The organism is Curtobacterium flaccumfaciens, from assembly GCF_013359815.1.
In the GTDB taxonomy this organism is placed as follows: domain Bacteria; phylum Actinomycetota; class Actinomycetes; order Actinomycetales; family Microbacteriaceae; genus Curtobacterium; species Curtobacterium flaccumfaciens.
Genome location: NZ_JABMCF010000039.1, coordinates 73,492 through 98,417 on the forward strand (window position 1 = coordinate 73,492; position 24,926 = coordinate 98,417).

General features: G+C 71.3%; 26 protein-coding genes. 11 read left to right on the forward strand and 15 right to left on the reverse strand.

Going from position 1 to position 24,926, the window contains the following annotated elements; translation table 11 throughout:
- Nucleotides 1–516 precede the first annotated feature (516 nt).
- The gene (mgrA, locus tag HP445_RS11870) at nucleotides 517–1,560 is read right to left on the reverse strand and encodes an L-glyceraldehyde 3-phosphate reductase (protein WP_128780194.1); all 1,044 of its coding nucleotides are present in this window, start codon (nucleotides 1,558–1,560) and stop codon (nucleotides 517–519) included.
- Between the two features lie 90 nt (nucleotides 1,561–1,650).
- Between mgrA and HP445_RS11875 the strand changes: the two genes are divergently transcribed.
- From HP445_RS11875 to soxR, 3 genes are read left to right on the forward strand one after another with little or no spacing between them, the layout of a single operon-like run.
- Entirely contained in the window at nucleotides 1,651–2,106 is a 456-nt protein-coding gene (locus HP445_RS11875) for an iron chaperone (protein ID WP_196783353.1), read from the forward strand.
- 2 nt (nucleotides 2,107–2,108) lie between these two features.
- Nucleotides 2,109–3,152, forward strand: coding sequence for a YdcF family protein (locus HP445_RS11880; RefSeq protein ID WP_241660383.1), 1,044 nt, complete (start codon nucleotides 2,109–2,111; stop codon nucleotides 3,150–3,152).
- 10 nt (nucleotides 3,153–3,162) lie between these two features.
- On the forward strand, nucleotides 3,163–3,669 hold the full coding sequence (soxR, locus tag HP445_RS11885) for a redox-sensitive transcriptional activator SoxR (RefSeq protein ID WP_128780195.1): 507 nt from the start codon (nucleotides 3,163–3,165) through the stop codon (nucleotides 3,667–3,669).
- Here the strand turns inward: soxR and HP445_RS11890 are convergent.
- Nucleotides 3,666–4,106 (reverse strand): MarR family winged helix-turn-helix transcriptional regulator, encoded by a 441-nt coding sequence (locus tag HP445_RS11890; RefSeq protein WP_216852147.1) that lies wholly within the window; start codon nucleotides 4,104–4,106, stop codon nucleotides 3,666–3,668. The genes soxR and HP445_RS11890 overlap by 4 nt on opposite strands.
- A 46-nt stretch (nucleotides 4,107–4,152) precedes the next feature.
- On the opposite strand from HP445_RS11890, the gene HP445_RS11895 reads away from it, so the two are divergent.
- Nucleotides 4,153–5,397, forward strand: coding sequence for a multidrug effflux MFS transporter (locus HP445_RS11895; protein ID WP_111094368.1), 1,245 nt, complete (start codon nucleotides 4,153–4,155; stop codon nucleotides 5,395–5,397).
- Nucleotides 5,398–5,533: 136 nt separating this feature from the next.
- Here HP445_RS11895 and HP445_RS11900 read toward each other — a convergent pair whose 3' ends face one another.
- Nucleotides 5,534–6,241 (reverse strand): phosphatase PAP2 family protein, encoded by a 708-nt coding sequence (locus HP445_RS11900; protein WP_071404807.1) that lies wholly within the window; start codon nucleotides 6,239–6,241, stop codon nucleotides 5,534–5,536.
- A gap of 98 nt (nucleotides 6,242–6,339) precedes the next feature.
- Between HP445_RS11900 and poxB the strand changes: the two genes are divergently transcribed.
- Nucleotides 6,340–8,064, forward strand: a complete 1,725-nt coding sequence (gene poxB / locus HP445_RS11905; RefSeq protein ID WP_128780197.1) for a ubiquinone-dependent pyruvate dehydrogenase — start codon at nucleotides 6,340–6,342, stop codon at nucleotides 8,062–8,064.
- 66 nt (nucleotides 8,065–8,130) lie between these two features.
- Here the strand turns inward: poxB and HP445_RS11910 are convergent, their stop codons facing one another.
- The gene (locus tag HP445_RS11910; RefSeq protein ID WP_111054797.1) at nucleotides 8,131–8,814 is read right to left on the reverse strand and encodes an SDR family NAD(P)-dependent oxidoreductase; all 684 of its coding nucleotides are present in this window, start codon (nucleotides 8,812–8,814) and stop codon (nucleotides 8,131–8,133) included.
- Nucleotides 8,815–8,915: 101 nt separating this feature from the next.
- Here HP445_RS11910 and HP445_RS11915 point away from each other — a divergent pair, with 101 nt between their 5' ends.
- On the forward strand, nucleotides 8,916–9,758 hold the full coding sequence (locus tag HP445_RS11915; protein WP_128780198.1) for a helix-turn-helix transcriptional regulator: 843 nt from the start codon (nucleotides 8,916–8,918) through the stop codon (nucleotides 9,756–9,758).
- A 45-nt stretch (nucleotides 9,759–9,803) separates the two neighbouring features.
- Here the strand turns inward: HP445_RS11915 and HP445_RS11920 are convergent, their stop codons facing one another.
- The gene (locus tag HP445_RS11920) at nucleotides 9,804–10,751 is read right to left on the reverse strand and encodes a hypothetical protein (protein ID WP_128780199.1); all 948 of its coding nucleotides are present in this window, start codon (nucleotides 10,749–10,751) and stop codon (nucleotides 9,804–9,806) included.
- On the reverse strand, nucleotides 10,748–11,059 hold the full coding sequence (locus tag HP445_RS11925; RefSeq protein ID WP_206647594.1) for a PadR family transcriptional regulator: 312 nt from the start codon (nucleotides 11,057–11,059) through the stop codon (nucleotides 10,748–10,750). The genes HP445_RS11920 and HP445_RS11925 overlap by 4 nt, the downstream gene beginning before the upstream one ends.
- A 250-nt stretch (nucleotides 11,060–11,309) precedes the next feature.
- On the opposite strand from HP445_RS11925, the gene HP445_RS11930 reads away from it, so the two are divergent.
- The 3 genes from HP445_RS11930 to HP445_RS11940 all read left to right on the forward strand — a co-directional run bounded on the left by HP445_RS11930 (nucleotide 11,310) and on the right by HP445_RS11940 (nucleotide 14,339).
- Complete coding sequence (locus HP445_RS11930) at nucleotides 11,310–12,833, forward strand: putative Ig domain-containing protein (protein WP_128780201.1); 1,524 nt, start codon at nucleotides 11,310–11,312, stop codon at nucleotides 12,831–12,833.
- A gap of 187 nt (nucleotides 12,834–13,020) precedes the next feature.
- A complete protein-coding gene (locus HP445_RS11935) occupies nucleotides 13,021–13,818 on the forward strand; it encodes an L-threonylcarbamoyladenylate synthase (RefSeq protein WP_111032637.1) in 798 nt (265 codons plus the stop codon).
- Between the two features lie 20 nt (nucleotides 13,819–13,838).
- Nucleotides 13,839–14,339, forward strand: a complete 501-nt coding sequence (locus HP445_RS11940) for a hypothetical protein (protein ID WP_241660384.1) — start codon at nucleotides 13,839–13,841, stop codon at nucleotides 14,337–14,339.
- 52 nt (nucleotides 14,340–14,391) lie between these two features.
- On the opposite strand, the gene HP445_RS11945 is transcribed toward HP445_RS11940, so the two are convergent.
- From HP445_RS11945 to HP445_RS11970, 6 genes are all read right to left on the reverse strand, one after another.
- Nucleotides 14,392–14,811 (reverse strand): RidA family protein, encoded by a 420-nt coding sequence (locus tag HP445_RS11945; protein WP_128780202.1) that lies wholly within the window; start codon nucleotides 14,809–14,811, stop codon nucleotides 14,392–14,394.
- A gap of 42 nt (nucleotides 14,812–14,853) precedes the next feature.
- Nucleotides 14,854–15,534: a hypothetical protein gene (locus HP445_RS11950; protein WP_128780203.1), complete on the reverse strand. Its 681-nt coding sequence runs from the start codon at nucleotides 15,532–15,534 to the stop codon at nucleotides 14,854–14,856.
- Nucleotides 15,531–15,725, reverse strand: a complete 195-nt coding sequence (locus HP445_RS11955) for a hypothetical protein (protein ID WP_071404793.1) — start codon at nucleotides 15,723–15,725, stop codon at nucleotides 15,531–15,533. The genes HP445_RS11950 and HP445_RS11955 overlap by 4 nt, the downstream gene beginning before the upstream one ends.
- Before the next feature lie 207 nt (nucleotides 15,726–15,932).
- On the reverse strand, nucleotides 15,933–16,232 hold the full coding sequence (locus tag HP445_RS11960; RefSeq protein WP_164941146.1) for a Dabb family protein: 300 nt from the start codon (nucleotides 16,230–16,232) through the stop codon (nucleotides 15,933–15,935).
- A 57-nt stretch (nucleotides 16,233–16,289) separates the two neighbouring features.
- Entirely contained in the window at nucleotides 16,290–17,177 is an 888-nt protein-coding gene (locus HP445_RS11965) for an SDR family oxidoreductase (protein ID WP_110858568.1), read from the reverse strand.
- Nucleotides 17,178–17,326: 149 nt separating this feature from the next.
- Nucleotides 17,327–18,058: a S1 family peptidase gene (locus HP445_RS11970; RefSeq protein ID WP_084740785.1), complete on the reverse strand. Its 732-nt coding sequence runs from the start codon at nucleotides 18,056–18,058 to the stop codon at nucleotides 17,327–17,329.
- A gap of 198 nt (nucleotides 18,059–18,256) precedes the next feature.
- On the opposite strand from HP445_RS11970, the gene HP445_RS11975 reads away from it, so the two are divergent.
- The gene (locus HP445_RS11975) at nucleotides 18,257–18,970 is read left to right on the forward strand and encodes a GAF and ANTAR domain-containing protein (protein ID WP_128780205.1); all 714 of its coding nucleotides are present in this window, start codon (nucleotides 18,257–18,259) and stop codon (nucleotides 18,968–18,970) included.
- Here the strand turns inward: HP445_RS11975 and HP445_RS11980 are convergent.
- Together HP445_RS11980 and HP445_RS11985 are read right to left on the reverse strand one after the other, a co-directional pair.
- Nucleotides 18,967–19,971, reverse strand: coding sequence for a diacylglycerol/lipid kinase family protein (locus HP445_RS11980; RefSeq protein ID WP_128780206.1), 1,005 nt, complete (start codon nucleotides 19,969–19,971; stop codon nucleotides 18,967–18,969). The two genes, HP445_RS11975 and HP445_RS11980, sit on opposite strands and share 4 nt — an antisense overlap.
- Before the next feature lie 11 nt (nucleotides 19,972–19,982).
- Entirely contained in the window at nucleotides 19,983–21,134 is a 1,152-nt protein-coding gene (locus tag HP445_RS11985; protein ID WP_111088343.1) for a fatty acid desaturase family protein, read from the reverse strand.
- Nucleotides 21,135–21,300: 166 nt separating this feature from the next.
- Between HP445_RS11985 and HP445_RS11990 the strand changes: the two genes are divergently transcribed.
- On the forward strand, nucleotides 21,301–22,038 hold the full coding sequence (locus HP445_RS11990) for a GAF and ANTAR domain-containing protein (RefSeq protein WP_128780207.1): 738 nt from the start codon (nucleotides 21,301–21,303) through the stop codon (nucleotides 22,036–22,038).
- A 33-nt stretch (nucleotides 22,039–22,071) separates the two neighbouring features.
- Here HP445_RS11990 and HP445_RS11995 read toward each other — a convergent pair whose 3' ends face one another.
- On the reverse strand, nucleotides 22,072–24,873 hold the full coding sequence (locus HP445_RS11995) for an alpha/beta hydrolase (RefSeq protein WP_128780208.1): 2,802 nt from the start codon (nucleotides 24,871–24,873) through the stop codon (nucleotides 22,072–22,074).
- Between the last annotated feature and the right edge of the window lie 53 nt (nucleotides 24,874–24,926).

The following is a 24,926-nucleotide window of genomic DNA, read 5'->3' on the forward strand; positions in this document are numbered from 1 at the left end:
CCATCGGGTGCCGCCGTTGTCCGCCGGGATGCCGGCGGCCGGTAGATACACACTGCGTGTTGTCGAACGCTGCCGATGGTACCAACCGGCCGCCGCGCCCCGGAGGAGTTCGCTCCGGGCGCCGTCCCGGCGGTCAGCCGTGGTGCGGTCGCAGACCGTCGCCTGCGGCGCCGCCAGCCGACAGTTCGTGACCGGTCGCCGGGCGACCCGCGACGGGTCGTGACCAGCCCCCGTATGCCGACCACGCGACGCAACGCGACCGGACGACGGACGGGAGGCGCGTGGCGGCGTGCCCCGTGCCTCCCGTCCGCCGCGCCGCGCGCCCAGGGCCAAGCAGCGGTCACGACACCCCGTCGGCCGTGCGCCGTGCGGTCACAGACCGTCGCCGGCGGCGCCGTCAGCCGACAGTTCGTGACCGGTCGCCGGGCGACCCGCGACGCGTCGTGACCGGCCGGCGGGACCCGCCGAGCGACGAGATGCGACCGGCCGAGGGACTGGTGCGGCGTGGGGCTCGGGTCAGGAGACCTCGCCCGCGCGGGCTCCCGCCCACAGGTCGACGTCGGTGATGCCGACCGAGTGCTCGTCGATGACGCGGAGCTCCTCGTCGCTGAACGACGTGTTCGACAGCGCGGCGACGTTGTCCTCGAGCTGCGACACCCGGGACGCACCGATGACGAGGGAGGTCACCCGCTCGTCGCGGAGTGCCCAGGCGAGGGCGAGCTGCGCGAGGGACTGTCCGCGGGCGGCCGCGACGTCGTTCAGGGCGCGGAGGTGCTCGACGACCTCGGGCGTGATGCTCGACGCGTCGAGGGACTTGCCCGCTGCCGCGCGGGAGTCCTCGGGCACCCCGTTCAGGTACTTGCCGGTCAGCAGACCCTGCGCCAGCGCGGTGAAGCCGATCACGCCGAAGCCGAGCTCGCCGGCGGCGTCGAGCAGCCCCTCGGTCTCGATCCAGCGGTTGAGCATCGAGTACGAGGGCTGGTGGATCAGGAGCGGGGTGCCGAGGTCGCGGAGGATCTCGACTGCCTGCCGGCTGCGCTCGGCGTCGTACGAAGAGATCCCGACGTACAGCGCCTTGCCCTGCTGGACCGCGGTGTGCAGGGCGCCCATCGTCTCCTCGAGCGGGGTCGAGGCGTCGAGGCGGTGCGAGTAGAAGACGTCGACGTAGTCCAGGCCCGTGCGCTGCAGCGACTGGTCGAGCGAGGCGAGCACGTACTTGCGCGAGCCACCGCCCTGCCCGTACGGCCCCGGCCACATGTCCCAGCCGGCTTTCGTCGAGATGACCATCTCGTCGCGGTAGGGCCGGAAGTCCTCGCGCATCAGGCGGCCGAAGTTCACCTCGGCAGCACCGTACGGCGGGCCGTAGTTGTTCGCGAGGTCGTGGTGGGTGATCCCGAGGTCGAACGCCCGGCGGCTGATGGCGCGCTGGTTCTCGAAGGGCATGTCGTCCCCGAAGTTGTGCCAGTACCCCAGGGAGAGCAGCGGCAGGTCGAGGCCCGAGCGGCCGGTCCGGCGGTACGTCATCGAGTCGTAGCGGTCGTCACTGGCGATGTAGGTCATGGGACGAGCCTGGCACTCGTTCGAGCCCTGGCCTCGCATGCTTCGCTTCGCGGACCCATGATGGGTGCACGAGACCACGAGGAGACGACGATGGCACGGACGACGAAGACCGAGACCACCTTCACCGACGAGGAGCGCGCGGCGATGCAGGAGCACGCCGCAGAGGTCAAGCGCGCCCGCGGCACGAAGGGCACCAAGGCCGAGAAGGCAGCGGCCGACGCCGCTGCGGTCGAGGCGAAGATCGCCGAGATGCCCCAGCCGGACCGCGGGCTGGCGGAGCGCATCCACCGCATCGCGCTCGAGGTCGCCCCCGAGCTCGCGCCGAAGCTCTGGTACGGCATGCCCGCCTACGCGCGGGACGGCAAGGCGGTGTTCTTCTTCCAAGACGCCGCCAAGTTCAAGGCCCGCTACGCGACACTCGGGTTCCAGGACTCGGCCGCGCTCGACGACGGCACGTTCTGGCCCACGTCGTGGGCGATCAGCCCCGAGTTCTCCGAGGCCGACGAGGCACGGGTGGCCGACCTGATCCGTCGCGCGGTCGGCTGACGGTGCTCGGGCTGGGCGCCGCTCCCGTCTTCGCCCTGCTGTTCCTGGTGCTGTACGTCCTGGGGCGGCGACGGGACCCGCGGATGCTCCGCAACGGGGTGTTCCTGACGGCGGCCGTGCTGTTCGGGCTCGCGACGGTCGTGGCCGTGCTGACCAGGGTGGTCCCCGGGTTCAGCCTGCTCGTCGCCGTGGTGCTGCTGCTCGTGCCGCTCGCCGTGGTGGTGCTCGGCGTCGCCCTGGTCGCGAACGGCCTGCAGATGCTCCGGGCCGAGGGGCGCAGCGTCGGCAACCTGCTGTCGCTCGCCGCCGGGGTGGCGGTGTTCGTGCTGCCGGCGATCGCCATCGCCCTGCTCGTCTCGGGCAGCGGCGAGGGCGTCACGCTCTGGGACGGCACGAAGATCGCGGTCGCCGTGCTGATGGTGTTCGTCTGCGGGTACTTCGCGCTGTCGCTGGTGGCGTTCGCCCTGTACTCCGTGGTCTACGGGCGGACGCGGCACGGCATCGTCCCCGACACGATCGTGGTCCTCGGCTCCGGGCTCGTGCACGGCGAGGTCCCGCCCCTGCTGCAGAGTCGACTCGACCGGGCGCTCGGCGTCTACCGAACCGAACGGGCCGCCGGACGCCACCCGCTCCTCGTGCCGTCCGGCGGACAGGGCGACGACGAACCCCGCCCCGAGGGCACCGCGATGGCCGAGTACCTGGTGGCGCACGGTGCCGACGCGGACGACGTCGTGGCGGAGACCGCGTCACGGAACACCCGCGAGAACCTGCGGTTCTCGCGGGACGTGCAGACGTCCGCCGGGCGGGACGGCCAGATGGTCGTGGTCACGAACAACTACCACGTGCTGCGGGCCGCGACCCTGGCCCGTCGCCTCGACCTGCCGGCCCAGGTCGTCGGCGCGCGCACGGCGGCGTACTACGTCCCGAGTGCGTTCCTGCGGGAGTTCGCCGCGGTGATCGTCGAGCACCGCTGGCTCAACGTGGTCGCCTGCACGCCGTTCGTGCTGTTCACCGGGTTCCTGCTCTGGGAGTCCTTCCAGCAGTAGGATCTCCACCATGGTCGAGATCCAGGCACCGCGGCCGACCGACCTGCTGCCCATCGGCGAGATCGTCCGCCGCACGGGCGTGGCCGCCTCGGCCCTGCACTTCTACGAGCGCAAGGGGCTGATCCACCCGGAGCGCACCGACGGTGGCACGCGGATGTACCCGCGGCACGTCGAACGGCGGATCGCGATCATCCAGGTGGCCAAGCGCCTCGGCATCCCGCTCAGCGAGGTCGCCGAGCAGTTCGAGGCCCTGCCCGCCGACCGCATGCCCTCGCTGCGCGACTGGAACCGGTTGAACGAGCGGTGGCGCGCACGACTGCGGGCCCGCCAGCTCGAGCTCGAGCGCCTGCAGCAGGAGATGACGCAGTGCATCGGCTGCGGGTGCGTCTCGCTCGGGGCCTGCTCGGTCGTGAACCCCGGCGATGCGCTGGGTGACGAGGGGCACGGCGCGCGTCGCCTGCTGCCGATCCAGGACGATGCGGCAGACGATGCCGCTGCCGAGGACACTGTCGCCTAGCCCGCGCGCAGTCCGTCGTCGATCCGCTGCAGCAGCTCCAGCGCCTCGACCGCACCCCGTTCGTCGCCGCCGAGGGCCGTCCGGAGCTTGCCGGACCAGTGCCGGTAGAGCCGGTCGACGCTCTCCTGGGCCAGGGCGGTCGAGTGCAGCTGCACGGTCCGGGCGTCCGCCGGGTCCTGGCGCCGCTCGACCATGCCCTTCGCCACGAGCGACCGGAGCGCGACGCTGAGGTTGCTGCGCTGCAGGGCGGTCGCCTCGGCGGTGGCACTGGGCGAGGTGCCGGGGTTGCGGTTGATCCAGCGCATCACGAGCGCCTCGGTGCCGGTCAGCGGCACGATGTCGAGGGTCTCCGAGCCGTGCGGGTCGATGTCACGCGCGATCCGGAGCAGGACGTCCGCGAACTCGGCGAGGACGTGGTCGGACACGGCGGAGTGCATGACCGTACTGTACCGATCTCGGGCAATGAGTTATGCTTTCATAACAATGACCACGGACACCGGAACCATCCGCGCGACGATCGCGACACCCACGACCAAGCAGCAGGGCATCACGACCGCGCTGCTCCTGGTGCTCGGCCTGCTCAGTGCCGTCGCCCCCTTCGCCACCGACCTGTACCTGCCGGCGTTCCCGCAGATGACCACCGAGCTCGGGGCGAGCGCCACCGCCGTCCAGCTCACCCTCACCGCGTTCCTGGTGGGCGTGACCGCGGGCCAGCTCGTGTTCGGTCCGCTGTCCGACCGGTTCGGCCGCGTGCCGCCGCTCATCGCCGGTGCCGCGGTGTGCGTGCTCGCCAGCATCGCCGCGGTGCTCGCGCCGAACATCGGCGTGCTGATCGCCGCCCGCCTGCTGCAGGGCCTCGGCGGTGCGGCCGGCATGGTGATCAGCCGTGCGGTCATCTCCGACCTGGCGACGGGCAAGTCCGCCGCCCGCGCGTTCTCCCTCATGATGATCGTCGGCGGGGTCGCCCCGGTCGTCGCACCGCTGCTCGGCGGCCTGCTCACCGGTCCGATCGGCTGGCGCGGCCTGCTCTCGATCGTGCTCGGCCTGTCGGTCGTCATGCTCATCGCGGTCCTCGCCGTGATCCGCGAGACCCACCTGAAGGAACACCGCGACGCCCTGCGCGAGGAACGCCGTGGCTCCGGCTCGGCGCTCCGTGCCCTGCGCTCCCGCACGTTCCTCGGCTACACCGCGGTGTTCGGCTTCGCGTTCGCCGTGATGATGGCCTACATCTCCGCGTCACCGTTCCTGTACCAGGACATGATCGGCTTCGGCACGGTCGGCTACGGCCTGGCCTTCGGGCTGAACGCCCTGGCGCTGATGGGCGTCAGCATCCTGTCCGCCAAGCTCACCGCGACCCGTTCGGTCACGGGCGTGCTGTCGCTCGGCATCGTGCTGGTGCTCGCGTCGACCGTGGCGTTCGCGCTGCTCGTCGTCTCCGGGGCGCCGGTCATCTGGCTCGCCGTACCGCTGTTCACCGCGGTGGGCTCGCTCGGTCTGGTGCTCGGCAACGCCACGGCACTCGCCCTCGGTGCCGTGCCCTCGGCCGCCGGCAGCGCCTCGGCCGTACTCGGTGCCCTGCAGTTCGGGCTCGCGGCGCTCGTGTCCCCGCTCGTCAGCATCGGCGGCTCGGACACCGCGGCGCCGCTGGCGATCGTGATGCTCGCCGCCGCCGTGGTGGCCGTCGTGGCGCTGCTCGCGGCGCGGGGCCGGACCAGCACGCTCCGCTGACCCGGACCAGCGCCGCCCGCTGACCCGGAACGACACCGCCCGCTGACGCGGAACGACACTGTCGACGTCGTACGACATCGACAGTGTCGTTCCGCGTCGACCAGACCGCCCCCGCACCCGCCCAACCAGCCCGGCGTCAGCCCCGCCCCGGCCGCAGGAACGGTACCCGCGGCATGAGCCAGTCGACCCACACCACCCGCACCCCCGGCGCCACGGCGAGCGCCCACAGGATCGAGGCAGCGGCGTCGGTCGGGTAGTGCACCGCGTCGATCGACACCGCGAAGAACACGATCACGATGGCCACGACCCCGAGGGTCAGCGCGAGTCGGTGCCACCGGGTCTCGCGGAGCAGCCAGATCAGGGCGATGACGAACGCCGTGATGTAGACCGTGTGCCCGCTCGGGTACCCGGGGTCGGGCTGCACGGGGAACGGGTGCGGCAGCACGGCCACGTCGGGTCGGGCGCGGTGCACGATCTCCTTCACGATCGCGGACGGCACCCACGTGATCGCGATGGTGCCGCCGAACGCCAGGGCCGGTCGCAGGTCGCGCGTGCGCCACCAGATCACGGCGACGACGACGACCGTGATCCCGATCGCCGGTGCCGGGCTGATCACGTGGTAGACCGCCGTGCTGAACGCACCGATGAACCCGGTGTGCAGCGCGTTGAGGGCCTTCGACAGCCCCAGGTCCACGGTGCCGAGGGTGAACCCGACGATGGTGATGACGACGACCGCGATGACGGCGATCGCCACCGAGACGAGCGGGTACGGCGAGCGCTCGAGGATCCCGTACGCGGCGGGCTCCCGTCGGCGGGGACGGAGGAGCGGCGCGTCGTCGGTCATCCCGCCATCGTCGCAGTCCGACCTCGGCATCCCAGGGCGAGTGAGCCTCACAAAACTCCGAAAGCGTTCAGCGCGACGGTCGGGAGTAGACAGGACGCATGCCAACCGTTGCCGAGAACATCGTCGCCACCCTCCGCGCCAACGACATCCACCGGGTCTACGGCCTGCCCGGTGACTCCCTGAACGGCTTCACCGACGCCCTGCGCAAGGACGGCACGATGCGGTGGGAGCACGTCCGGCACGAGGAAGCGGCCGCGTTCGCCGCCTCTGCCGAGGCCGCCCTGACCGGTGAGCTGACCGTCTGCGCCGGCAGCTGCGGGCCCGGCAACCTGCACCTGATCAACGGCCTGTACGACGCGAACCGTTCGCGGGTGCCGGTGCTGGCGATCGCCGCCCACATCCCCACGGCGGAGATCGGCTCCGGCTACTTCCAGGAGACGCACCCGCAGGAGCTGTTCCGCGAGTGCTCCGTCTACGTCGAGTACGTCGCCGACCCCGTCCAGATGCCCCGCCTGCTCGAGATCGCGATGCGCGAGGCGATCGAGAAGCGCGGCGTCGCGGTGCTCGTGATCCCGGGCGACGTGCTGCTCGCCGAGGCGAAGGACGACCGCACCACCCGCATCGAGCGGGCCACCCCGCGCATCGTGCCGAGCGAGGCCGAGCTGCAGCGCACCGCCGACCTGCTGGACGGTGCCGACCGGGTCACCATCCTGGCCGGAGCCGGCGTCGCGGACGCCCACGACGAGGTCGTCGCCCTGGCCGAGCGGCTGCAGGCCCCGATCGTGCACGCGCTGCGCGGCAAGGAGTACATCGAGTACGACAACCCCTACGACGTCGGCATGACGGGGCTGCTCGGCTTCGCCTCCGGGTACCGCGCGATGGAGGACGCCGACGTCGTGCTGATGCTCGGCACGGACTTCCCGTACCAGCAGTTCTTCCCCGCCAAGGCGAAGCACGTGCAGGTCGACATCCGCGGCTCGCAGCTCGGCCGGCGGCACCCCGTCGACATCGGGCTGGTCGGCACCGTCAAGGACACCGCCCTCGCACTCATCCCGCTGCTGACCGGCTCGCACCCGACGAAGCACCTCGAGGACTCGCTCAAGCACTACCGGAAGACCCGCGAGAAGCTCGACGACCTGGCCGTGCCCGCCGGGAAGAAGAAGCCGCTGCACCCGCAGTACGTCGCCCGGGTGCTCGACCGGCTCGCCGCCGAGGACGCCGTCTTCATCCCCGACGTCGGCTCCCCCGTCGTCTGGGCCTCGCGCTACCTCACGATGAACGGCAAGCGCCGACTGATCGGCTCGTTCGTGCACGGCACGATGGCGAACGCCGTCCCGCAGGCGATCGGCGCGCAGACGGCGTTCCCGGACCGGCAGGTGATCGCCCTGGCCGGTGACGGCGGGCTGACGATGCTCCTCGGTGAGCTCATCACGATCGTGCAGAACAAGCTGCCGGTGAAGATCGTCGTGTTCGACAACTCGTCGCTCAACTTCGTCGAGCTCGAGATGAAGGCCGCCGGCTTCGTGAACTACGGCACCGAGCTGCAGAACCCGGACTTCGCCGCCGTCGCCGAGGCGATCGGCATCAAGGGGTTCCACGTCGACGTGTCCGACGACTTCGAGGACGCGATGGCCGCCGCGCTCGCGCACGACGGCCCCGCGCTCGTGTCGGTCCGCGCGAACCGCCAGGAGCTCTCCATGCCCCCGGCGGTCACCCTCGAGCAGGCGAAGGGCTTCACGCTCTACGCCATCCGCACGGTGCTGTCGGGTCGCGGCGACGAGCTGCTGGACCTCGCGTCCACCAACGCGCGGCAGCTGCTGTAGACGCGAGCGGACGACGGCCTGGAGGCGCGGTGCCAGCTGGCACCGCGCCTCCAGGCCGCCTTTTCGTCACCACCCGAGCGTCTGGCCGTCCTCCAGGAACACGCCGGTGGGGCCCTCCGGGCCCGCGCTCGCGGCGGCCGCGATCGTCGCGGCGCTGACCTCGACGGGGCGACCGTGCGGGTTCGGCATGCCACCGAACTCGGTGGCCGTGTAGCCGGGCTCGATCGCGACGAAGTGCACCTCGGGCACGACGCGTGCGTACTGCACCGTCAGCATCGAGACGGCGGCCTTGGACGCGCCGTAGACCACGGCCGGCACGCTGAACGCCGGCTTCGACGGGTCGTGGGTGGCGGTGAAGGAGCCGAGCGCGCTCGAGAGGTTCACGACGATCGGGTTCGCGGAGCGACGCAGGAGCGGCAGCGCGGCCTCGGTCGCGCGGATCGTGCCGACGGCGTTCGTGTCGAAGACGGCGAGCGCCTCGGGCCCGCTCTGCCCCCAGACGGCGATGCCGGCGTTGTTGACCAGCACGTCGAGTCCGCCGTTCGCGTCGACGTGGGCGAAGGCCGCGGCGACCGAGTCGTCGTCGCGGACGTCGAGCTGGACGGAGCGGGCGCCGATCTCGGCGGCGACCGCGGCGCCCTGGTCGGCGTCGCGGGCACCGATCCAGACGGTGTGCCCCGCCTCGACGAGCTGGCGGGCGGTTTCCTTGCCGAGGCCGCGGGTGGCCCCGGTGATGAGTGTCGTTGTCATCGGTCCAGCGTCGTGCTCGGCGGCGACCGCAGGGAGTCGCCCGGTTGTCGTAGGACCGGCAGGGCCAGGACCCGGTCGACCGTCGCGCGCAGACTGGGGACATGGCGGACACGGACTTCGGGCACACCCTGCGGCGGCTGCGCGACCACGTCTCCCCCGAGGCGGCGGGAGTGGTCGTCGGGCCCCGTCGGCGTGCGTCCGGTCTGCGGCGTGAGGAGCTGGCCGGGCTGGCGGGGATCTCCGCCGACTACCTGACCCGGCTCGAGCAGGGGCGGGCGACCACGCCGTCCGCCCAGGTCGTCGAGGCGCTCGCGAGGGCGCTGCGGGTCGCTGATGCCGACCGCGAGCTGCTCTACCGGCTCGCCGGGCACGCGCTCCCCGGTGCCGACGTGGTGCCGTCGAGGATCCCGCCGAGCGTGCAGCGACTGCTCGACCGGCTGGCGGACACCCCCGTCGCGGTGCTCGACGCCGCGGGGAACCTGCTCGTCGCCAACGCCCCGTACGACGCACTGATGGGGCCGATCGGGGCGCTGCACGGGAACGACCGGAACACCGCGTGGCGGCACCTGGTCGGATCCGGCAGCCGAGCCGTGCACACGCCGGAGGAGCAGGCGGCGTTCGAGGCGAACCTGGTGGCGGGGCTCCGGATGACCGCGGCGCGCTACCCGCTCGACCGCCAGTTGCGGCAGCTCGTGCGAGACCTTCGGGCGGCGAGCCCGCGGTTCGTCGAGCTGTGGGACTCGGGCGCGACCGCGCTCGGCGAGACCGCCCGCCGGAAGGTGATCGACCACCCGGACGTCGGGCTGATCACGCTCGACTGCGACACCCTGGTCGTCGGGCCGGAGGACCTGCGGATCCTGGCGTACACGGCCGAGCCCGGATCGGTGGACGCGGAGCGGCTGGCCCTGGCGATCGTGGTGGGGACGCAGTCGTTGGTGGAGTGAGGCGGGGGTTCGATTTCGGTGTGCCCCGACTCCGAAGCGGCCGGACTAGCGAGCGGGCCGCACAGGTCTCCGCGGTGGGAGCGCAAGGGAACCACGACTGTGGAGGACGAGCAGGACCAGCCCGAGGGCCACCGGGAGTGCCACCAACTCGACGGACCCGCTCCCGACGTCCATCGCGCGGACTTCGTTCACCGCGACCGCCCCGACGTACGGGACGAGACTCAGGACGATCGTGAACGCTGTCCGCCACCACCGCACGATCGCGAGAACGACGGCGCTGATCTCGAGCACTGCCGTCCCGTACCAGGCGTAGAGGTTCCCGTCCCACAGGGACCGGCTGTACTGCCACTGTCCGGGATCGCTGACGCTGCAGTAGCTGAGGGCGCCGAGCAGGAACCACCCGACGGCTGCTGCCGCGGTGTGCTGGGAGCGGTGCGGGCGCCCGAGGACCGCGACGACCGCACACGCGCTGAGCAGGAGCAAGGTCGCCCGGTCGACACTCCAGACGCCCGGGTACCGGTTCAGGAGGTACGGCGACACGGTCCCGAGCAGCACGGACACCAGCAGGACGACGCGCCCGACGTTCCACCGGCCGGAGAGCGCAGCGACGAGGGCGATCACCCAGAGCGCCGCGAACACGAAGCCCGTGTCGCGGAAGGGTCCGACCTGCACCATCGATCCCGGAGCCGGGTTGCCGGTGATCCACGGCGCCCAACTCGAGAACAGGAACTCGGCGAGAGCAAGCCCGGTGCCGAGGGTCAGGGCCACCGTGCTCGCGGGGTTCCGCACATCGGCCACCACGAGCCCGTCGAGCCGCAGGCCCACGCCGTGCTCAGCGATGGCCCGACGTTCCTGACGGGTCGGACGCTCTTGGCCTTCGCCCTCGGCGACGTCGAGGAGTGTCCCGACGAGCGCGTCGGCGTTCGCGGACCGCCACGCAGCCGGGTACCAGGCGAGCAGTCGCCGGTACCGAGCTTCGAGTTCGGCGCTCATGCTCCGGCCACCTTTCCGGAGATGCTCGACGTGCGCGGCAGACGGGCACGCACCGCGCGCAGCCTGACCTCGAGTCGCTCGGTCTCCAGCGCGAGCCGCTGTTCGCCCTGGGTGGTGAGGGCGAAGTAGCGCCGGAGACGCCCCCGAACGACTTCGTCTCCGGCGCCGGTCACCAGTCCGTCCTGTTCGAGACGTTCCAGTGTCTTGTACAGCGTCGTCACCGGCAGGCTGACGTCGCCCTCCGTGAGCTCGGTGACGGCCTGGATGATGCCGTACCCGTGGAGCCGTCCCCGGGCGAGGGTGGTCATGACCCAGAACGCCGGCTCTCGCAACTCTGCTGTTCGCATGGTGAGACCATTTGCCCGAAATGGGAATATTTCCACCTCTCCAGATGAGCGCTGCGACGACTGCGGCGCGATGCCGCTCCCCCACTTCGCGGGTGATGCCCGCCCTCGGGCTCAAGGACGCTTCACAGGTTGGCTACGATCCGAGGGCGCCGGCTTCCGGCGATCGCACTCGTCCGGCCGTTGTCGGACGGCACACCCGAGGGGACAACCCGTGCCACACAGCACCGCAACACTCCGACGCGCATGCGCGATCGGCGCGACGATCGCCGTCATCGGCCTGAGCACCGGCTTCGGGGCGCTGTCTGCCTCGGCGGCAGAACTGCCGGACGCAGCACCGGCGAGCGCGTCGGCAAGTTCGACCGCGGCCCCCACCGAGGACACCGCGCCCGGAACCGGCACGGACCCCGGTGCCGGCACCGGCACCGGCACCGATGAGGAGACCGCAGCAGCGTCGCCCGACGCGACGACTCCTGTCGTCCCGGTTCCGGATGCCGCCGAGGACACGGAGGTGCCCGCGGACGAGACCACCGCGCCCAGCAGCGCTCCGGCCGCCCCGGCGACGTCTGCTCCCGCCGTCGCCGACCCCACCGCGACCATCGTCGGGGATGCGACCGTGGGCAGCACCCTCACCGCGACGGGGACGGGCTTCACCGGCACGCTCTCCTTCGTGTGGACGGGTGACGGCACCACGCTCCCCGTCACGACCGAGTCCTACCTCGTCCTCCCTTCGGACGCCGGCAAGGTCATCGCCGTCACGATCACGGGCGATGACGACCAGACAGCAACGGCGTCGACCGCTGCGGTGACACAGGCCGCCTCGTTCCCCGAGGCGACCACCGAAGACGAGCCGGTCATGCTGTCCACGACGGCCGGGGAACGGTTCACCCACACGTTCGCCGCGGACGGGTTCCCGAAGCCGACGTACTCGGTGGAGTACTTCTCGCTCGACGACCCGTACGCCGACGAGACCGATCAAGACGAATCCGGTTACCTTCCCTACGGTCTGTCGCTCGACCACTCCACCGGGGTGCTGTCCGGCACCTCTGACTACTCGGGCACGTACGCCTTCCGCATCGTCGCGACCAGCGGCACGACGACCGCATCGCAGTACGTGAACCTCACGACGGACGCCTCGACACCGCTCGGCGTGCGGGTGACGGCCGAGGACAAGGACACGTTCCTCACCGCTCATTCCACGAGCTGGGTCGTCGAGCGCGACGGCACCGTCTGGACCTTCCAGAACGAGACCACGCCCGAGCCCGACGGCGGTTACAGCACCTTGGGCGTGGGCTTCGAGGGCGGGCAGCCGACCATCGATCAGGGCGGCACGCTCCTGGTCGGCGGGAGCCTCGTCGACCGCTTCGGCAACGAGGTCGACGGCGCCGACGGCTACCCGGCACCGTTCACGGTGACGTCCGACCACACCTCTGACGTCATCGTCCCGAACACCGACCCGTGGGCAGGTGCCGAAGTGACGTTCCCGCACGCGTCGACCCACGCCCTGACCGTGGCGTCGAGCAGCTTCGCGACGGCGTTCACGGTGGACGTCCGTCCGACCGCTTCGACGGTGGCGACCCCTGTCGCTCCGACGAGCGCGGTCTCCGCTGCCGTCCCGACCGGCCAGCTGGCCTACACCGGGAGCGACGCGATGCACCTGCTGCCGTGGGCTGCGGGACTCGCGCTGACCGGCGTCGGCGTGATCGCGCTGCAGGCCAGTCGTCGGAAGCGATCCTGACCCACCACAGATGAACGACCGAGGGGCCCAGCGCGTGCTGGGCCCCTCGGCCGTTCACTGCGAGCCCGCCTGAACCCTTCGGAGAAGGCCCACAGGTCGGGTCCTTCGCCCTTGTCCGGCTCGGATGCCGTCCATAGGCTCCCGCTGTCAGACGATCGTCTGATTCCAGAGCGGGACGAGGACGGGCATGAACGACGACACGCAGGTCAGCATGAACCGGGTGCACTGGGACGGGGGCGTGCCGCGCAGTGCGGTGGACGCCCTGCTGCACGACGGCGGGCTGGCGGTGGTCCCCACCAAGGTCGGCTACATCCTGATGACCTCGGACCGCGCGGGTCTGGAGCGCAAGTTCGACGCGAAGGAACGCAACCGCAACAAGCCGGGCGTCGTGCTCGTGAGCTCGCTCGAGATGCTCCGGAGCATCGCGCAGCTCACCCCCGAGATCGACGCCCTGTACCAGCGGTGCTGGGACGAGGACGTCCTGCTCGGGTGCATCCTGCCCTGGAGCGACGAGGGTCGAGCGGCACTGCCGGCGGACGGCTCCGACGAACTCATGATGGACACCCGCGGGACGTCCTGCTTCGTCATCAAGTTCGGCGTCCCCGGTGAGCTCGCCGCCCGCGAGCTCTGGACCGAGCACGGCAAGTTCGCCTTCGCGAGCTCGGCCAACCCGTCGGGCACCGGCAACCGTGGCGTGGTGGACGGCATCGGCGAGCGCATCGCCGAGCGCGCCGACGTGATCGTCGAGGCGGACGACTACGTCGCGTCCATCCAGCCGGAGCAGAGTGCCGAGACCCGCTACGAGCAGGGAGTCATGGTGTCGATGGTCGACAGCACCGGAGCCCTGATCCCGCTGCAGGACGGACGCCGATCGGTCGTCCCCGCACCGACGCTGATCCGCAAGGGGCTCGACGTCGACCGGATCATGGGGCTGCTCGCGGACACGTTCACGAGCTGGGACTACCGGCAGGGTGAGTACTACTGAGCCCGCACGAGAGGACTTCCGTGGGCCGGAGCCGCCTGTCGCGTGAGGACGCCTCGAGCCGCATCACCGCGTTCGTGTACGGCAACATCGTGATCCTCGGCACGATCGCACCCATGCTCCCGGACACCGCCGAGAGCGGTCGGGGGCTCTGGTACGTCCTCGCCACCGCGTTCTCGACCTTCCTCGCACACACCTTCGCCGAATCGGTCGGACGACGTGCGCGGAGCGACCACCGCCTCACCGGGGAGACCGTCCGCGCCGAGCTGCGAGATTCGCTGCCCATCCTCACCTCCGGTCTCCTGCCGGCTGCCGTCCTCGCCTACGCCTGGCTGACCGGCACATCCGGGCTCGCGGCCGAGATCATCGCGATCGCGTACCTCGTGGTCCGGCTCGCGCTCCTCGGGCCCGTCGTGGCCAGGCTCCGCGGAGAGAACCCGTCCCCGCGGACGTTCGTGGCCGGTCTCGTCCTCGCGCTCGTCGGTGTCGGCATCGCGCTGGTCAAAGCGGGTCCCGGCTTCTGAGGCGAGCGTGCGCGGGAGCGCGGGAGCGCGGGAACCTCGACACCTCGCGTCGTCACGTGGGCTGACCGTCGGCGACGGCCGCGACGGCTTCGATCTCGACCAGCTGGTCGTCGTAGCCGAGCACCGTGACCCCGAGCAGGGTGCTCGGCACGTCGTGCGTCCCGAAGGCATCGCGCACCACCTGCCATGCGGCGACGAGGTCGGCCTGCCGCGAGGACGCCACGAGCACCCGGGTGCTCACGACGTCCTCGATGGAGGCGCCTGCGGCACGCAGCACCTCCTGCATCGTCTCGATGCACCGGGCAGCCTGGCCCGCGTAGTCGCCGACCGCCGCCGTGGACCCGTCCGAGGCGAGCGGGCAGGCCCCGGCGAGGAACACGAGCCGCGTCCCGGCCGGCACGGTGGACGCGTACGCGTACTGCGCCGCGTCGCTCAGGACGTCGGACCGGATGAGACGGACTGCGCTGGCCATGCCCGTCATCCTGCCAGCAGCGACGTTCGACCTTCGGTGGTGTCAGGCGCAGTACTCGTACGGCAACATCGCGACCGACCCCACCCAGATCGCCCCCACGGTGGTGCCGTCCGTCCCGAGCTGGAACGTCATGTAGCGCCCGTCGGCCTGCACGCTCCACATCGAGTACGGCCCCTGGTCCTCACCGTAGGTGCCGGTGTACTGCAGGTCCGGGTACGCGGAGCGCACCTCGGTCAGGGTCGCTCCGATGCCGATCCCGGCGTCGGTCTCGGGCGAGTTCGTCGTCACCGGGTCCGCCCCCACCCCACCGATGGTCACCCCGGCGACCTTGCCGTCGCGGGGGATGACGATGAGGCCGGGGGCGTCGGACCGCTCCCAGAAGGTCGTCTCCGGGCTGGCCGGACACGCATCCGTACTCCGGGTGTATGCAGCAGCCAGGTCGTCGATCTCGCCCTGCACCGGACCACCGAGGGCGATCGGTCCGACCTCGTCGGTCGAGATGGTCCACGTCGCGGGGTCCGACAGGCTGAAGGCCGTGTCCGTCGCGGTCGGGGTCGCAGCCGGGGTCGGAGTGTCGGGGTCAGCAGGCGCCTCCGGGGTCGCGGTGGCAGTCGCGGTGACGGTCCGGGTCGGCGACGCGGCCGGCGTGCCGGAACAGGCGGTCAGCGCCATCGCTGCGATCAGCCCGAGGGTCACCCCGGCGGTCCGGGCGGTGCCGTTCACGCGGCCCCCGCCGCACTGCGCCGCTGCCGGTCAGGCGGGAGCTGGGGGCCGGGTTGCTGCACGGTCCTCCAGCTGCCGATCCGCGGGTCGAGCCGGACGGCGTCCCCGCATTCGTCGCAGTGCGCCGCTCCCGCCTCGCCGAGCAGGATCTTCGCGCCGTCGTGGACGAACGGGTTCGGGTTGCCGGGCATCGTCTGTTTCCCTCCGTCGGCGGATGTCGAACGGTCCCCGCCCGCGGGCGGGGACCCGGCCGGCGCGGGCTCCGGAGAGCCGCAGCGCCGGCCGATGACCCCCGCGCCGTTGCGATGGCCGATCCACCGTACGCCGAGCCTCCACGAGGAACGGAACCCCTCGTCCGCCATCGCAACCAGAGCGTTACACAGCTTCCGGCGCAGCGATCAGGCGGCGTCCTCGACGTCGAACACGACGACCCGCGCACTCGCCGCACCGATGAACTCGGCCACCGGCCGGTGCTCCGGGTGCGGCAGGTACCCGGCGAGCGCGGCACGATCGCGGAACCGGACGACGAGCATCCAGTGGAACCCGCCCTCCAGCCCCTCGGTGCTCACGCTCGTGCCGGCCTGCACCGACTCGACTCCCTCGATCCGTGGCAGGTGCTCGCGCGACAGGGCCGTGGCCTCGGACGACCGGTCCTCCCCGTCCCACTCGACCAGCACGGTGTGCGTCACTCCGGACACGTGGTCCCCTTCCTCGAACGCAAGAACGCGAAAACGCCAAAAGCCCAGAACGACAGATCAGAACGCCGGCGTCCCGCCCGCGATCGTGATCGTCGACCCGGACTGGTAGCTCGACTCCGGGCTGACCAGGTGCACGTAGGCGGCACCGAGCTCGGCAGGCTGACCGGGACGGCCGAACGGCGAGCTCTCACCGAAGTGCGACACCGTCTCGGCGTCGTCGGAACCCGGCTGCAGCGGCGTCCACACCGGCCCCGGCGCAACGGAGTTCACACGGATGCCCTTCGGGGCGAGCTGCTGCGCGACGGCCTCGGTGAAGAGCTTGATCGCGCCCTTCGACACGGCGTAGTCGATCTTGTCCGGCGAGGGCGTGGACGCCTGGATCGAGCCGGTCGTCACGATGGTCGACCCGGGCTCGAGGTGCGGCACCGCAGCCTTGGTCAGCCAGAACAGCGAGTAGATGTTGGTCTTGAAGGTGGAGTCGAACATCGAGGTGTCGAGCGTGAGGATGTCCTCGTTGCTCTCCATGCGCCCCGCGACCATGACCAGGGTGTCGAGGCCGCCGAACTCGTCGACGCCCTTCTGCACCAGGTCGGTGCAGTACTGCTCGTCGGAGATGTCCCCGGGGAACAGCACGGCGCGACGGCCCTCGGACTCGAGCAGGTCGCGGACCTGTTCCGCGTCCTCCTGCTCGTCCGGCAGGTACGAGAGCACCAGGTCCGCACCTTCGCGCGACAGTGCGATGGCCGCGGCACGGCCGATGCCGGAGTCGGCACCGGTGACGATGCCGCGGTACCCCTTCAGCCGTCCGAGACCGACGTAGCTCTCCTCGCCGTGGTCGGGCTTCGGGTCCATCTTCCACGCGGCACCCGGCAGCGACTGCTCCTGCTTCGGGTACGGCGGTGCCGGGTAGAGGGTGTTCGGATCGCGCTTCTCGTACTGGCTCATGGCCCCACTGTCGTCGCAGCGCCCGCACGGGCGCTCAGCTGGAGCTGGTGGGCAACGACGCCGGGCAGGCGAGCAACGCCCTGGAGACGGGTGGGACGGACTGGAGGCGCGGTGCCAGCTGACACCGCGCCTCCAGTCCGTCAGGTGGTTCAGACGCCGGCCGTGGTCCGGATCCAGGACGAGGCCTGCGACAGCAGGGCGTAGTTCGAGCCGGCCTTGGTGTTCGCGCCCGGGTCGGCGCTGTCGCCGGTGGAGCAGACGGCGACGACCTTGCCGTTGACGAGCAGCGGGCCGCCCGAGTCGCCGTGGTTCGAGGCACCGGTCACGCCGGTGAGGTGCTGGGCGCGACCGCTGAAGGCGTCGGTGCTCGCGCCGGTGAGCGAGACCGTGGCCTGGTACAGGCCGTCGGACTGGGTCGCGTTCGCACGCAGGCCGTAGCCCTGGATGGTGCCGGTGCCGCTCGACTTGGCCGTCGCGGTGAGGTCGAGGGGTGCGTAGGTGGACAGCGAGTAGGCGGTCCGCAGGTGCACGAGCGCGATGTCACCCGCCGGCGAGGCGCTGACACGGTCGACGGCGACGGCCGTGCCGCGGTTGACGGTGGAGTTCGAGTGGTAGACGTTCATCGCACCGATGCCGTCGATGCAGTGCCGGGCGGTGAGGATCCACGAGGCGTTGAGCTGCTCGCCGGTGCAGTTGCTGACGTAGCCCGAGGGGATGCTCCCGCCGGAGGCTTCGAGCTGCACCGCCCACGAGGTGGTGGGGGCCTTCTCGCCGCCGACGACCTTCGTGCTGACGGGCAGCGCGGAGGCGGGCGAAGCGGCGAACACGCCGGCGGTGATGACGGCGACCGCGGCGAACGCGGCGGCGATGGACTTCTTCATGACGACTCCTCTGTCGGTGAAGCACCTGCCAGTTGCTCTGTGCAACTGATGCGTCATCCTGACCCTTCTTCAGGGGTCGCACCAGTCCGCACTTCGACGGACGCGGCTCCCGGAAGGGCCGTCGCGGGCTTGCTGACGGTCGTCCGCTACGCGAACTGGCTGAGCCGTGCGCCATCGGTCTGGACGTAGCGTCGAAGCATGACGACCAGTGACGCGATCAACCTGCCGGATCGGTTGGTGCCGGCTCTGGACACTGACCTCGAGGTGCTCGACGCCATGGACCGGGTCATCGCGGCGTGCGTGGAGGGGACCTCGGCGACGGAGGCGGGGGTCGTGCTGGCGGACCGGTCCGGCGCGTTGCAGGTCGTCGCCTCGACGAGCGAGCGCAGCAGCGAGGCCGAGGAAGCGCAGCTCGGGACGAACGAGGGCTCGTGTCTCGACTGCTACCGGACCGGGAAGACGATCGACGTGCCCGACGTGTCGACGCACGAGTCGGAGTGGCCGGCGTTCTCGGCGACGATGCGTGACCGCGGGCTGCACGGCACGTTCGCCGAGCCGATCCGTCTGCGGGACCGGACCATCGGTTCGCTGTGCGTCTTCGCCGACCACACCCGCGGGCACAGTGACCAGGACGTCGTGCTGATGCAGCTGCTCGCCGACGCGGCTTCAGCTGCCCTCGTGCGACAGCGCGACCGCGGGGTGTCGACCACGATCGAGGAACAGGTCGAGGACGCGCTCGAGGCCCGGGAACTCCTCGAACAGGCCAAGGGCGCACTCGCGTACCGACGGGGCATCCGCATGGACGAGGCGTTCCAGATCCTGCGGCGTGCTGCTGCCGGTGCGGGCCGCGGGATCCGGGCCATGGCGGAGGACGTCGTGCACCGGGGCGCCGACCTCGGCAGCACCGGCTAGGCCCGTCGGGTCCGCGGCCCGTCCGGCTCCGTCCGCAGCACCAGGCCGTGGTGGTCGGTGGTGAGCGTCACCGCGACCACCTCGCCGAACGCGTCGCCGTCGAGCTGCACACGCTCCGGGGTGTCGACGGTCAACCGCAGCGTCCGTGCCCGGGTGTACCGGAGCGCACGCGAGGTCGGCAGCACCCGCGCCAGGAGTCGCCCGAACCGGGTGCGCGCGAAGAAGCGGTTGAGCGTCAGGGCGTACCCGACCTTGGTCCAGCCGAACCACCCGGCCGGCCGGAACGCCACGGCGTCGAGGATGCCGTCGTCCGGTCGCGCCGCGGGGAGCAGCAGGATGCCCGCGGTCAGGGTGCCGCAGTTCCCGACGATGATCGTGTGGGCGCTCATGCTGCGGAGCGGGCCGTCGTCGATCCCGTAGTGCACGGGGATCTGCCGGTTGCCGATCACGGACCGGGCGATCGGATCCGAGTAGGCCACCCACCCCAACCGCTTCTTCACCCACGCATTCGTGTCCGCGGCCATGCTCGCATCGAGCCCGATGCCGGTCATCACCAGGAACGCGTGCGACGTCGTGGTGCCCGCCGGGTCGGTCAAGTCGGCCAGCCCGACGTCGATCGGGCGGTCCGTCCCGCTGAAGCCCGCTCGGACGGACCGCACCAGGTCGCCGAGGGGCAGACCGAGGTTCCGCGCGAACAGGTTGCCGGTGCCGCTGGGGAGGAGCGCCACCGGGATCCCGGTGCCGCGGAGTTCCGCGGCGACGACCCGGAGCGTGCCGTCACCACCGGCGACGAGGACGACGCTCGGGTGAGCGTCGCGCGCGGCCCGGGCAGCCGCCCGTCCGTCGTCGTCAGCGCTCGTCTCGAACCAGAGCGACTCGGCCCATCCGTACGCGCGCTCCTCGGCGCCGAGCACCGCTCGGAGGCGGGCCTGGTCGATCTTGGTCGGGTTCACGACCACCGCTGCTCGGAGCTGCTGGGGTTCGTTCGGGAGGTTCGGCACGGGGGTGGTGGTCAGTGGATCCTGAGCTCGGACACCATCGGGCAGACGAAGGGGTCGCGGGCGCCGAGGCCGACGCGGTTGAGGTACCGGACGACGATCCCGTAGGAACGCAGCAACGTGGTCTCGGTGTACGGCACGTCGAGGGTGTCGCAGTGGTCACGGACGAGCAGGCGAGCCTGCTTCAGCGCCGGACGCGGCATCGACGGGAACAGGTGGTGCTCGACCTGGTAGTTCAGCCCACCCATCAGGAACGACACCCACCAGCCGCCACGGATGTTGCGCGACGTGCGCACCTGGCGGGAGAAGAAGTCGACCTTCGCATCGTGCGCGATCGTCGGCATGCCCTTGTGGTTCGGGGCGAACGACGCACCCATCATCACGCCGAACACGGCCAGCTGCACCCCGAGGAACGCACACGCCATCCCGAACGGCAGGAACCAGAACACCACCGTCAGGTAGATCGCAAAACGGGCAACGAGCAGGACGCCCTCGAGGACCCGCCCCCGGACGTCACTGCGCCCACCCGTCCCGCGGAGCACCGACATGACGGCAGCCCGGTGCAGGTTGATGCCCTCGAGCGTGAGCAACGGGAAGAACAGCCAGCCCTGGTACTGCACGAACACCCGGAGCGGCCCGTTCTTGACGGCGGCGGCGTCCTCCGGCAGGAACCGGATCACGTCCGGCGCGATGTCCGGGTCCTTGCCGACGGTGTTCGGGTTGCCGTGGTGACGCGTGTGCTTGTTCATCCACCACGAGTAGCTGAGGCCCACCAGGAACGTCCCGACCCAGCGGCCAGCACGGTCGTTCCACTTCTGGGACGCGAACACCTGACGGTGCGCGGCCTCGTGCGACAGGAACGCGAACTGCGTGAACAGCACACCCAGCGCACCGGCCACGATCAGCTGGAACCACGAGTCACCCAGGAACGCGAACGCGACCCAGCAGGCGGCCGTCGCCACGACGAGGGCGGAGAACAGCGCCCAGTAGAACCCCCGACGGCGCTCGAGCAGCCCCGCTTCCTTCACCTGCGCCAGCAGTGCGGAGTACGACGAGGTGCCGCCGGTCCGCGGCCCGGCCGGGGAGCCGGTCTTCCGGTAGCCGCCGGTGAGGGGTTTCGAGCTGGTCTCCCGCTGCGGGCTGGTACCGGCGTGCTGCGTCGTCATGGGTTCCCTGGTCGTCGACGGAATGGAGGAACGTTCCGGCGGCCGGGGTCTGGGGCAGCTGCTCCAACGCTAGAGCCGCCGCGCTCCCGGGTGCAAGCCACAGGTCCGCGTGTCCGCTGCTCGACTACGGTTGTCCCGCCTGCTCGACGGAAGGACCGTTCCCCACATGACCGAGGTACGCGAAGCACGACTGGTCGAGACGTTCGTGACCCTCACCGACAGCCTGGTGGCGGACTACGACGTGGTCGACGTCCTGCAGACGCTGGTCGATCGGGCCGTCGAGCTGTTCGACGCCGCCGCGGGTGCCATCCACCTGCTCGACAAGCAGGACGAGCTGCGGGTCGTCGCCTCGACGAGCGAGCGCAGCAGCTTCATCGGTCTGCTCCAGCTCAACGCCGGCGAGGGGCCCTGCATCACTGCCGTGACCACCGGCCGGTTGGTGACGTCGGAGAACGCCGACGACCTGCGGCAGCACTGGCCGCGGTTCGCCGAGGCCTCGCGGGCGCGCGGGTACGCGGGGGTCCACGCCATCCCGCTCCGGCTGCGGGACACCACCGTCGGGTCGCTGAACCTGTTCCGCGAGACCGAGGGGGCGCTGAACGGAGCCGATGCCCGAGCCGCGCAGGCCCTCGCCGACGTCGCGACCATCAGCCTGTTGCAGCAACGGACCCTCGAGCACGCGACCCTCACCGCGGAGCAGCTCCAGCGAGCGCTCGACAGCCGGGTCGCCATCGAGCAGGCCAAGGGGTACCTCGCACGTGCGGCCGGGGTCGACGTCGAGCAGGCGTTCGGCATGATCCGTCGCTACGCCCGCGCCCACCAGCGCTCGCTGAGCCAGGTCGCCGCCGCCGTGGCGCGCGACGACGTCCCGCTCGCCGACCTGATCGGGGCCGGAGCGTCCTGAGGGTTCGCTCGGGACGCTCCGGACCGCGCACGACTACTTCGTCGTCGTGAAGGTGCCCCGGGCCCGCTGGTCCGAGCCGTAGCCACGGGCGTGCACCACGTGCGTGCCCGGCGCCAGCACCGCCACGGCCTTCGTGATCTCCAGACGGACCTTGCCGTCGGCGTTGGCCGTCGTGCGGGTGGCGCGACCGCCGTCGATGCTGACGGTGACCGACTCCCCGGCACGGAACCCCGTCGCCGAGATCGCGACCTTGGCACCCTTCCGGCTGCTCGTCGGCGTCACGGCGATGGCCGTGCTGGTCGCCTGCGCCTCGGCACACGCGTCACCCGGGGTCCCGACCGCCGGAGCGGACGCGGTCGGCCGTCCGTTCACGCTGCGCACGCCGTCGTCCTCGCGGATGCGCATCGTGCCGACCGAGTCACCGATCACCGATCCGCCCTGGGTGTTGCTGAGGGTCATCGCGTAGTCCGACGTCCGCGAGAACGACGGGGTGCGGTCACCGTTCACCGAGACCGCGACCGCGCGGCAGACCTCACCGGGCTGGAACGTGACGGGCTGGACCGCCGGGCGGATGCGCCCGTCGTACGCCTGGTCGAGGTCGAAGTACACGGTGGTGGCCTGCTCGGCCGGTCGGGAGAGCACGACCGCTGCCCGCACCACCGTGCGCGTGCGGCCCTCGTCGACGAACCGGTCCGCGATGCGTGCGGCGGGACGCTTCGTGACCACCGGGGTACCGAGGGTCGCAGCGGGCACGAGCGACAGGTCGCTCAGCAGGACCCCACTGTTCTTCTGCGGGACGTCGATGGTCACCTCGCGCACCGACGTCAGGTCGATGCCGGTGAACGTGTCGAGGGGGATGCGCGCCTGCTGCAGGATCGTCTTGCGCGGGGCCATCCGGGTACCGGGGAGCAGCTGTCCGGCACGGCTGGTGTCGGACAGGCGTCGGGTCGCCACGGCACCGGTCGCGTCGCGGAGGGTGATCGAGACGTTCGCGTTCGTCGTCGCGGTGTCGTCCGGGGTGAGGCGGAGCGACAGCGCCTGGAACCCCGTGAAGTCACCGGCCGCCGGAGCCACCGGGACGTGCACCTGTCCGCCGGTCGCCGCCTTGGTGGGCGAGACGTGCAGGGCGGGGGTGGCCGGCACCGACGACGCCAGGTACGCCGGTGTGTAGTCCGGGGCGTTGGACGAGATCGAGACGCACGCCGGCAGGATCTGCTTCGCGGGCAGGTTGTCGGTGCTCGCGCAGGTCTTCGCCGTCAGGGCACCGGTCGTGGTGATCGCCGGGTTCGCGGTGTCGAACAGGGCGAGGTCACGCCGACTCGCGCCGGGCTGGGAGGCGCTCACCCGGATGTCGGCCGTGCCCAGGGCGGCGGGCTGGCGGTCGGTGCCGTCGAACATCGGCAGGAACTGCTGCTCACCGTCGAGCGTCAGGCGGAAGAAGCCACTGATCAGGCTCGTGCCGACGGCGTACTGCTGGTCGGACGACAGCCGCGTGGTGTGCTTCGCCTTCGCCCCGCAGACCGCGTCGGACTCGTCGTACCAGTCGTCCGACGACGCCTTCGCGTACTTGCCGGGCGTCCACGTCGTGTTGAAGAAGTTGTGGTTCGCACCCATCACCAGCACCGAGGAGCGCAGCACGTCGTCCCCGAAGGCGGTGCGGGAGTCGTCGTAGAAGTGCTGTCCCTGCAGGTCGGACACGTCGCCGTCGCAGTACGGCAGGACGACCGCCGTGTTGGTGTCCGGCAGGGTCATGCGCCCGAAGTCGGTCGGTGCCAGGGGCAGGACGGCACGGATGCCGAAGGGGTTCGTGCGCTGCGTGTTGAGCAGGGCCGCGCGGACCACGCCGTCACCGCCGCGCGAGTGGCCCATGAGGCCGACGTCCTGCAGGTCGAGCTTGCCGGTGAGCAGCGGCGAGAGCCGGGGCTCCTGTCCGGCGTCCGCGCGCTGCAGCAGGCTGAGGTGGTCGAGGACGAGCTGCCCGCGGGCCACCGCTCCGCCGTCGTCCGAGTAGCTGCCGTCGAGGGCGTTGATCGCGTTCGCGGAGATCGACACGACGACGTTGCCGTGGCTCGCCAGCGCGGTCGCTGCCGCGTTGTAGCCGAGGTAGCTCGGGATGTCGGTCTGTCCCTTCCCGCACGGCCACGCCTTCGGGTTGTACGTGCCGCCGGAGCACGCCTCGTGGCGGCCGTGCAGGAACACCACGACCGGACGCTTGCCCGGGGCGTCCTTCGGCACGAAGACGGCGGCACGCATCTCGCCCTTGCGCCCGAAGCCCTTGATCGTCTCGGCTTCGTTGCCCAGGTCGTAGTCGGCCCGGGTCACCGCGTACTGGCCCGCGGCCGCCGGGTCGTCGGTCAGGGGTGCCGGGGCTTCGCTCGGCGCGACCGTCTGCGGCGCGGTGGCGGCCTGCCGGTTGCCCTGCAGGTCGGTCTCGCCCGTCCAGCCGAGCTCGACGCTGCGGGCATCGGCGACCGCGGGGTCGGTCGTGGTGACCGTCAGCTGCCGCTGGTCGAGGCTCGTCTGCGCGACGCCGATGTCGGTGCCGTCCACGAGCAGGACGGGGGCCGCCGCACGGAGCGGCAGGGGGTCGGCGAGGGTCAGGACGACGGTGTACCCGCCGTCGGTCGGCGTCACCGTCCAGTCGTCACCCTGCGCGACGGGCGTGCCCGGGGTCGTGATCGTGGTCGTCCCCGTCGCGGCGGTGGACCCGTCGCCCGGCGCGGCCGTGGCCGGCAACGCCGCGATCGTGCCGGAGACGGCGAGCGCCCCGGCGATGAGTGTCGAACACGCGATCTGCAGCGCGATGGTGGAACGGCGTCTCGGCGAACGGTTCACGTCGGATCTCCCCTGGTGCGACGGGCATGCGCCACCGCACGCTCCGTCGCCAA

Bases quoted from the DNA above. Each gene is read 5' to 3' on its own strand.
- mgrA (WP_128780194.1), bottom strand. From the start codon at position 1,560: ATGACCTACATCGCCAGTGACGACCGCTACGACTCGATGACGTACCGC.
- HP445_RS11875 (WP_196783353.1), top strand. From the start codon at position 1,651: ATGGCACGGACGACGAAGACCGAGACCACCTTCACCGACGAGGAGCGC.
- soxR (WP_128780195.1), top strand. From the start codon at position 3,163: ATGGTCGAGATCCAGGCACCGCGGCCGACCGACCTGCTGCCCATCGGC.
- HP445_RS11890 (WP_216852147.1), bottom strand. From the start codon at position 4,106: ATGCACTCCGCCGTGTCCGACCACGTCCTCGCCGAGTTCGCGGACGTC.
- HP445_RS11895 (WP_111094368.1), top strand. From the start codon at position 4,153: ATGACCACGGACACCGGAACCATCCGCGCGACGATCGCGACACCCACG.
- HP445_RS11900 (WP_071404807.1), bottom strand. From the start codon at position 6,241: ATGACCGACGACGCGCCGCTCCTCCGTCCCCGCCGACGGGAGCCCGCC.
- poxB (WP_128780197.1), top strand. From the start codon at position 6,340: ATGCCAACCGTTGCCGAGAACATCGTCGCCACCCTCCGCGCCAACGAC.
- HP445_RS11910 (WP_111054797.1), bottom strand. From the start codon at position 8,814: ATGACAACGACACTCATCACCGGGGCCACCCGCGGCCTCGGCAAGGAA.
- HP445_RS11915 (WP_128780198.1), top strand. From the start codon at position 8,916: ATGGCGGACACGGACTTCGGGCACACCCTGCGGCGGCTGCGCGACCAC.
- HP445_RS11920 (WP_128780199.1), bottom strand. From the start codon at position 10,751: ATGAGCGCCGAACTCGAAGCTCGGTACCGGCGACTGCTCGCCTGGTAC.
- HP445_RS11925 (WP_206647594.1), bottom strand. From the start codon at position 11,059: ATGACCACCCTCGCCCGGGGACGGCTCCACGGGTACGGCATCATCCAG.
- HP445_RS11935 (WP_111032637.1), top strand. From the start codon at position 13,021: ATGAACGACGACACGCAGGTCAGCATGAACCGGGTGCACTGGGACGGG.
- HP445_RS11945 (WP_128780202.1), bottom strand. From the start codon at position 14,811: ATGGCCAGCGCAGTCCGTCTCATCCGGTCCGACGTCCTGAGCGACGCG.
- HP445_RS11955 (WP_071404793.1), bottom strand. From the start codon at position 15,725: ATGCCCGGCAACCCGAACCCGTTCGTCCACGACGGCGCGAAGATCCTG.
- HP445_RS11965 (WP_110858568.1), bottom strand. From the start codon at position 17,177: ATGAGCCAGTACGAGAAGCGCGATCCGAACACCCTCTACCCGGCACCG.
- HP445_RS11970 (WP_084740785.1), bottom strand. From the start codon at position 18,058: ATGAAGAAGTCCATCGCCGCCGCGTTCGCCGCGGTCGCCGTCATCACC.
- HP445_RS11975 (WP_128780205.1), top strand. From the start codon at position 18,257: ATGACGACCAGTGACGCGATCAACCTGCCGGATCGGTTGGTGCCGGCT.
- HP445_RS11985 (WP_111088343.1), bottom strand. From the start codon at position 21,134: ATGACGACGCAGCACGCCGGTACCAGCCCGCAGCGGGAGACCAGCTCG.
- HP445_RS11990 (WP_128780207.1), top strand. From the start codon at position 21,301: ATGACCGAGGTACGCGAAGCACGACTGGTCGAGACGTTCGTGACCCTC.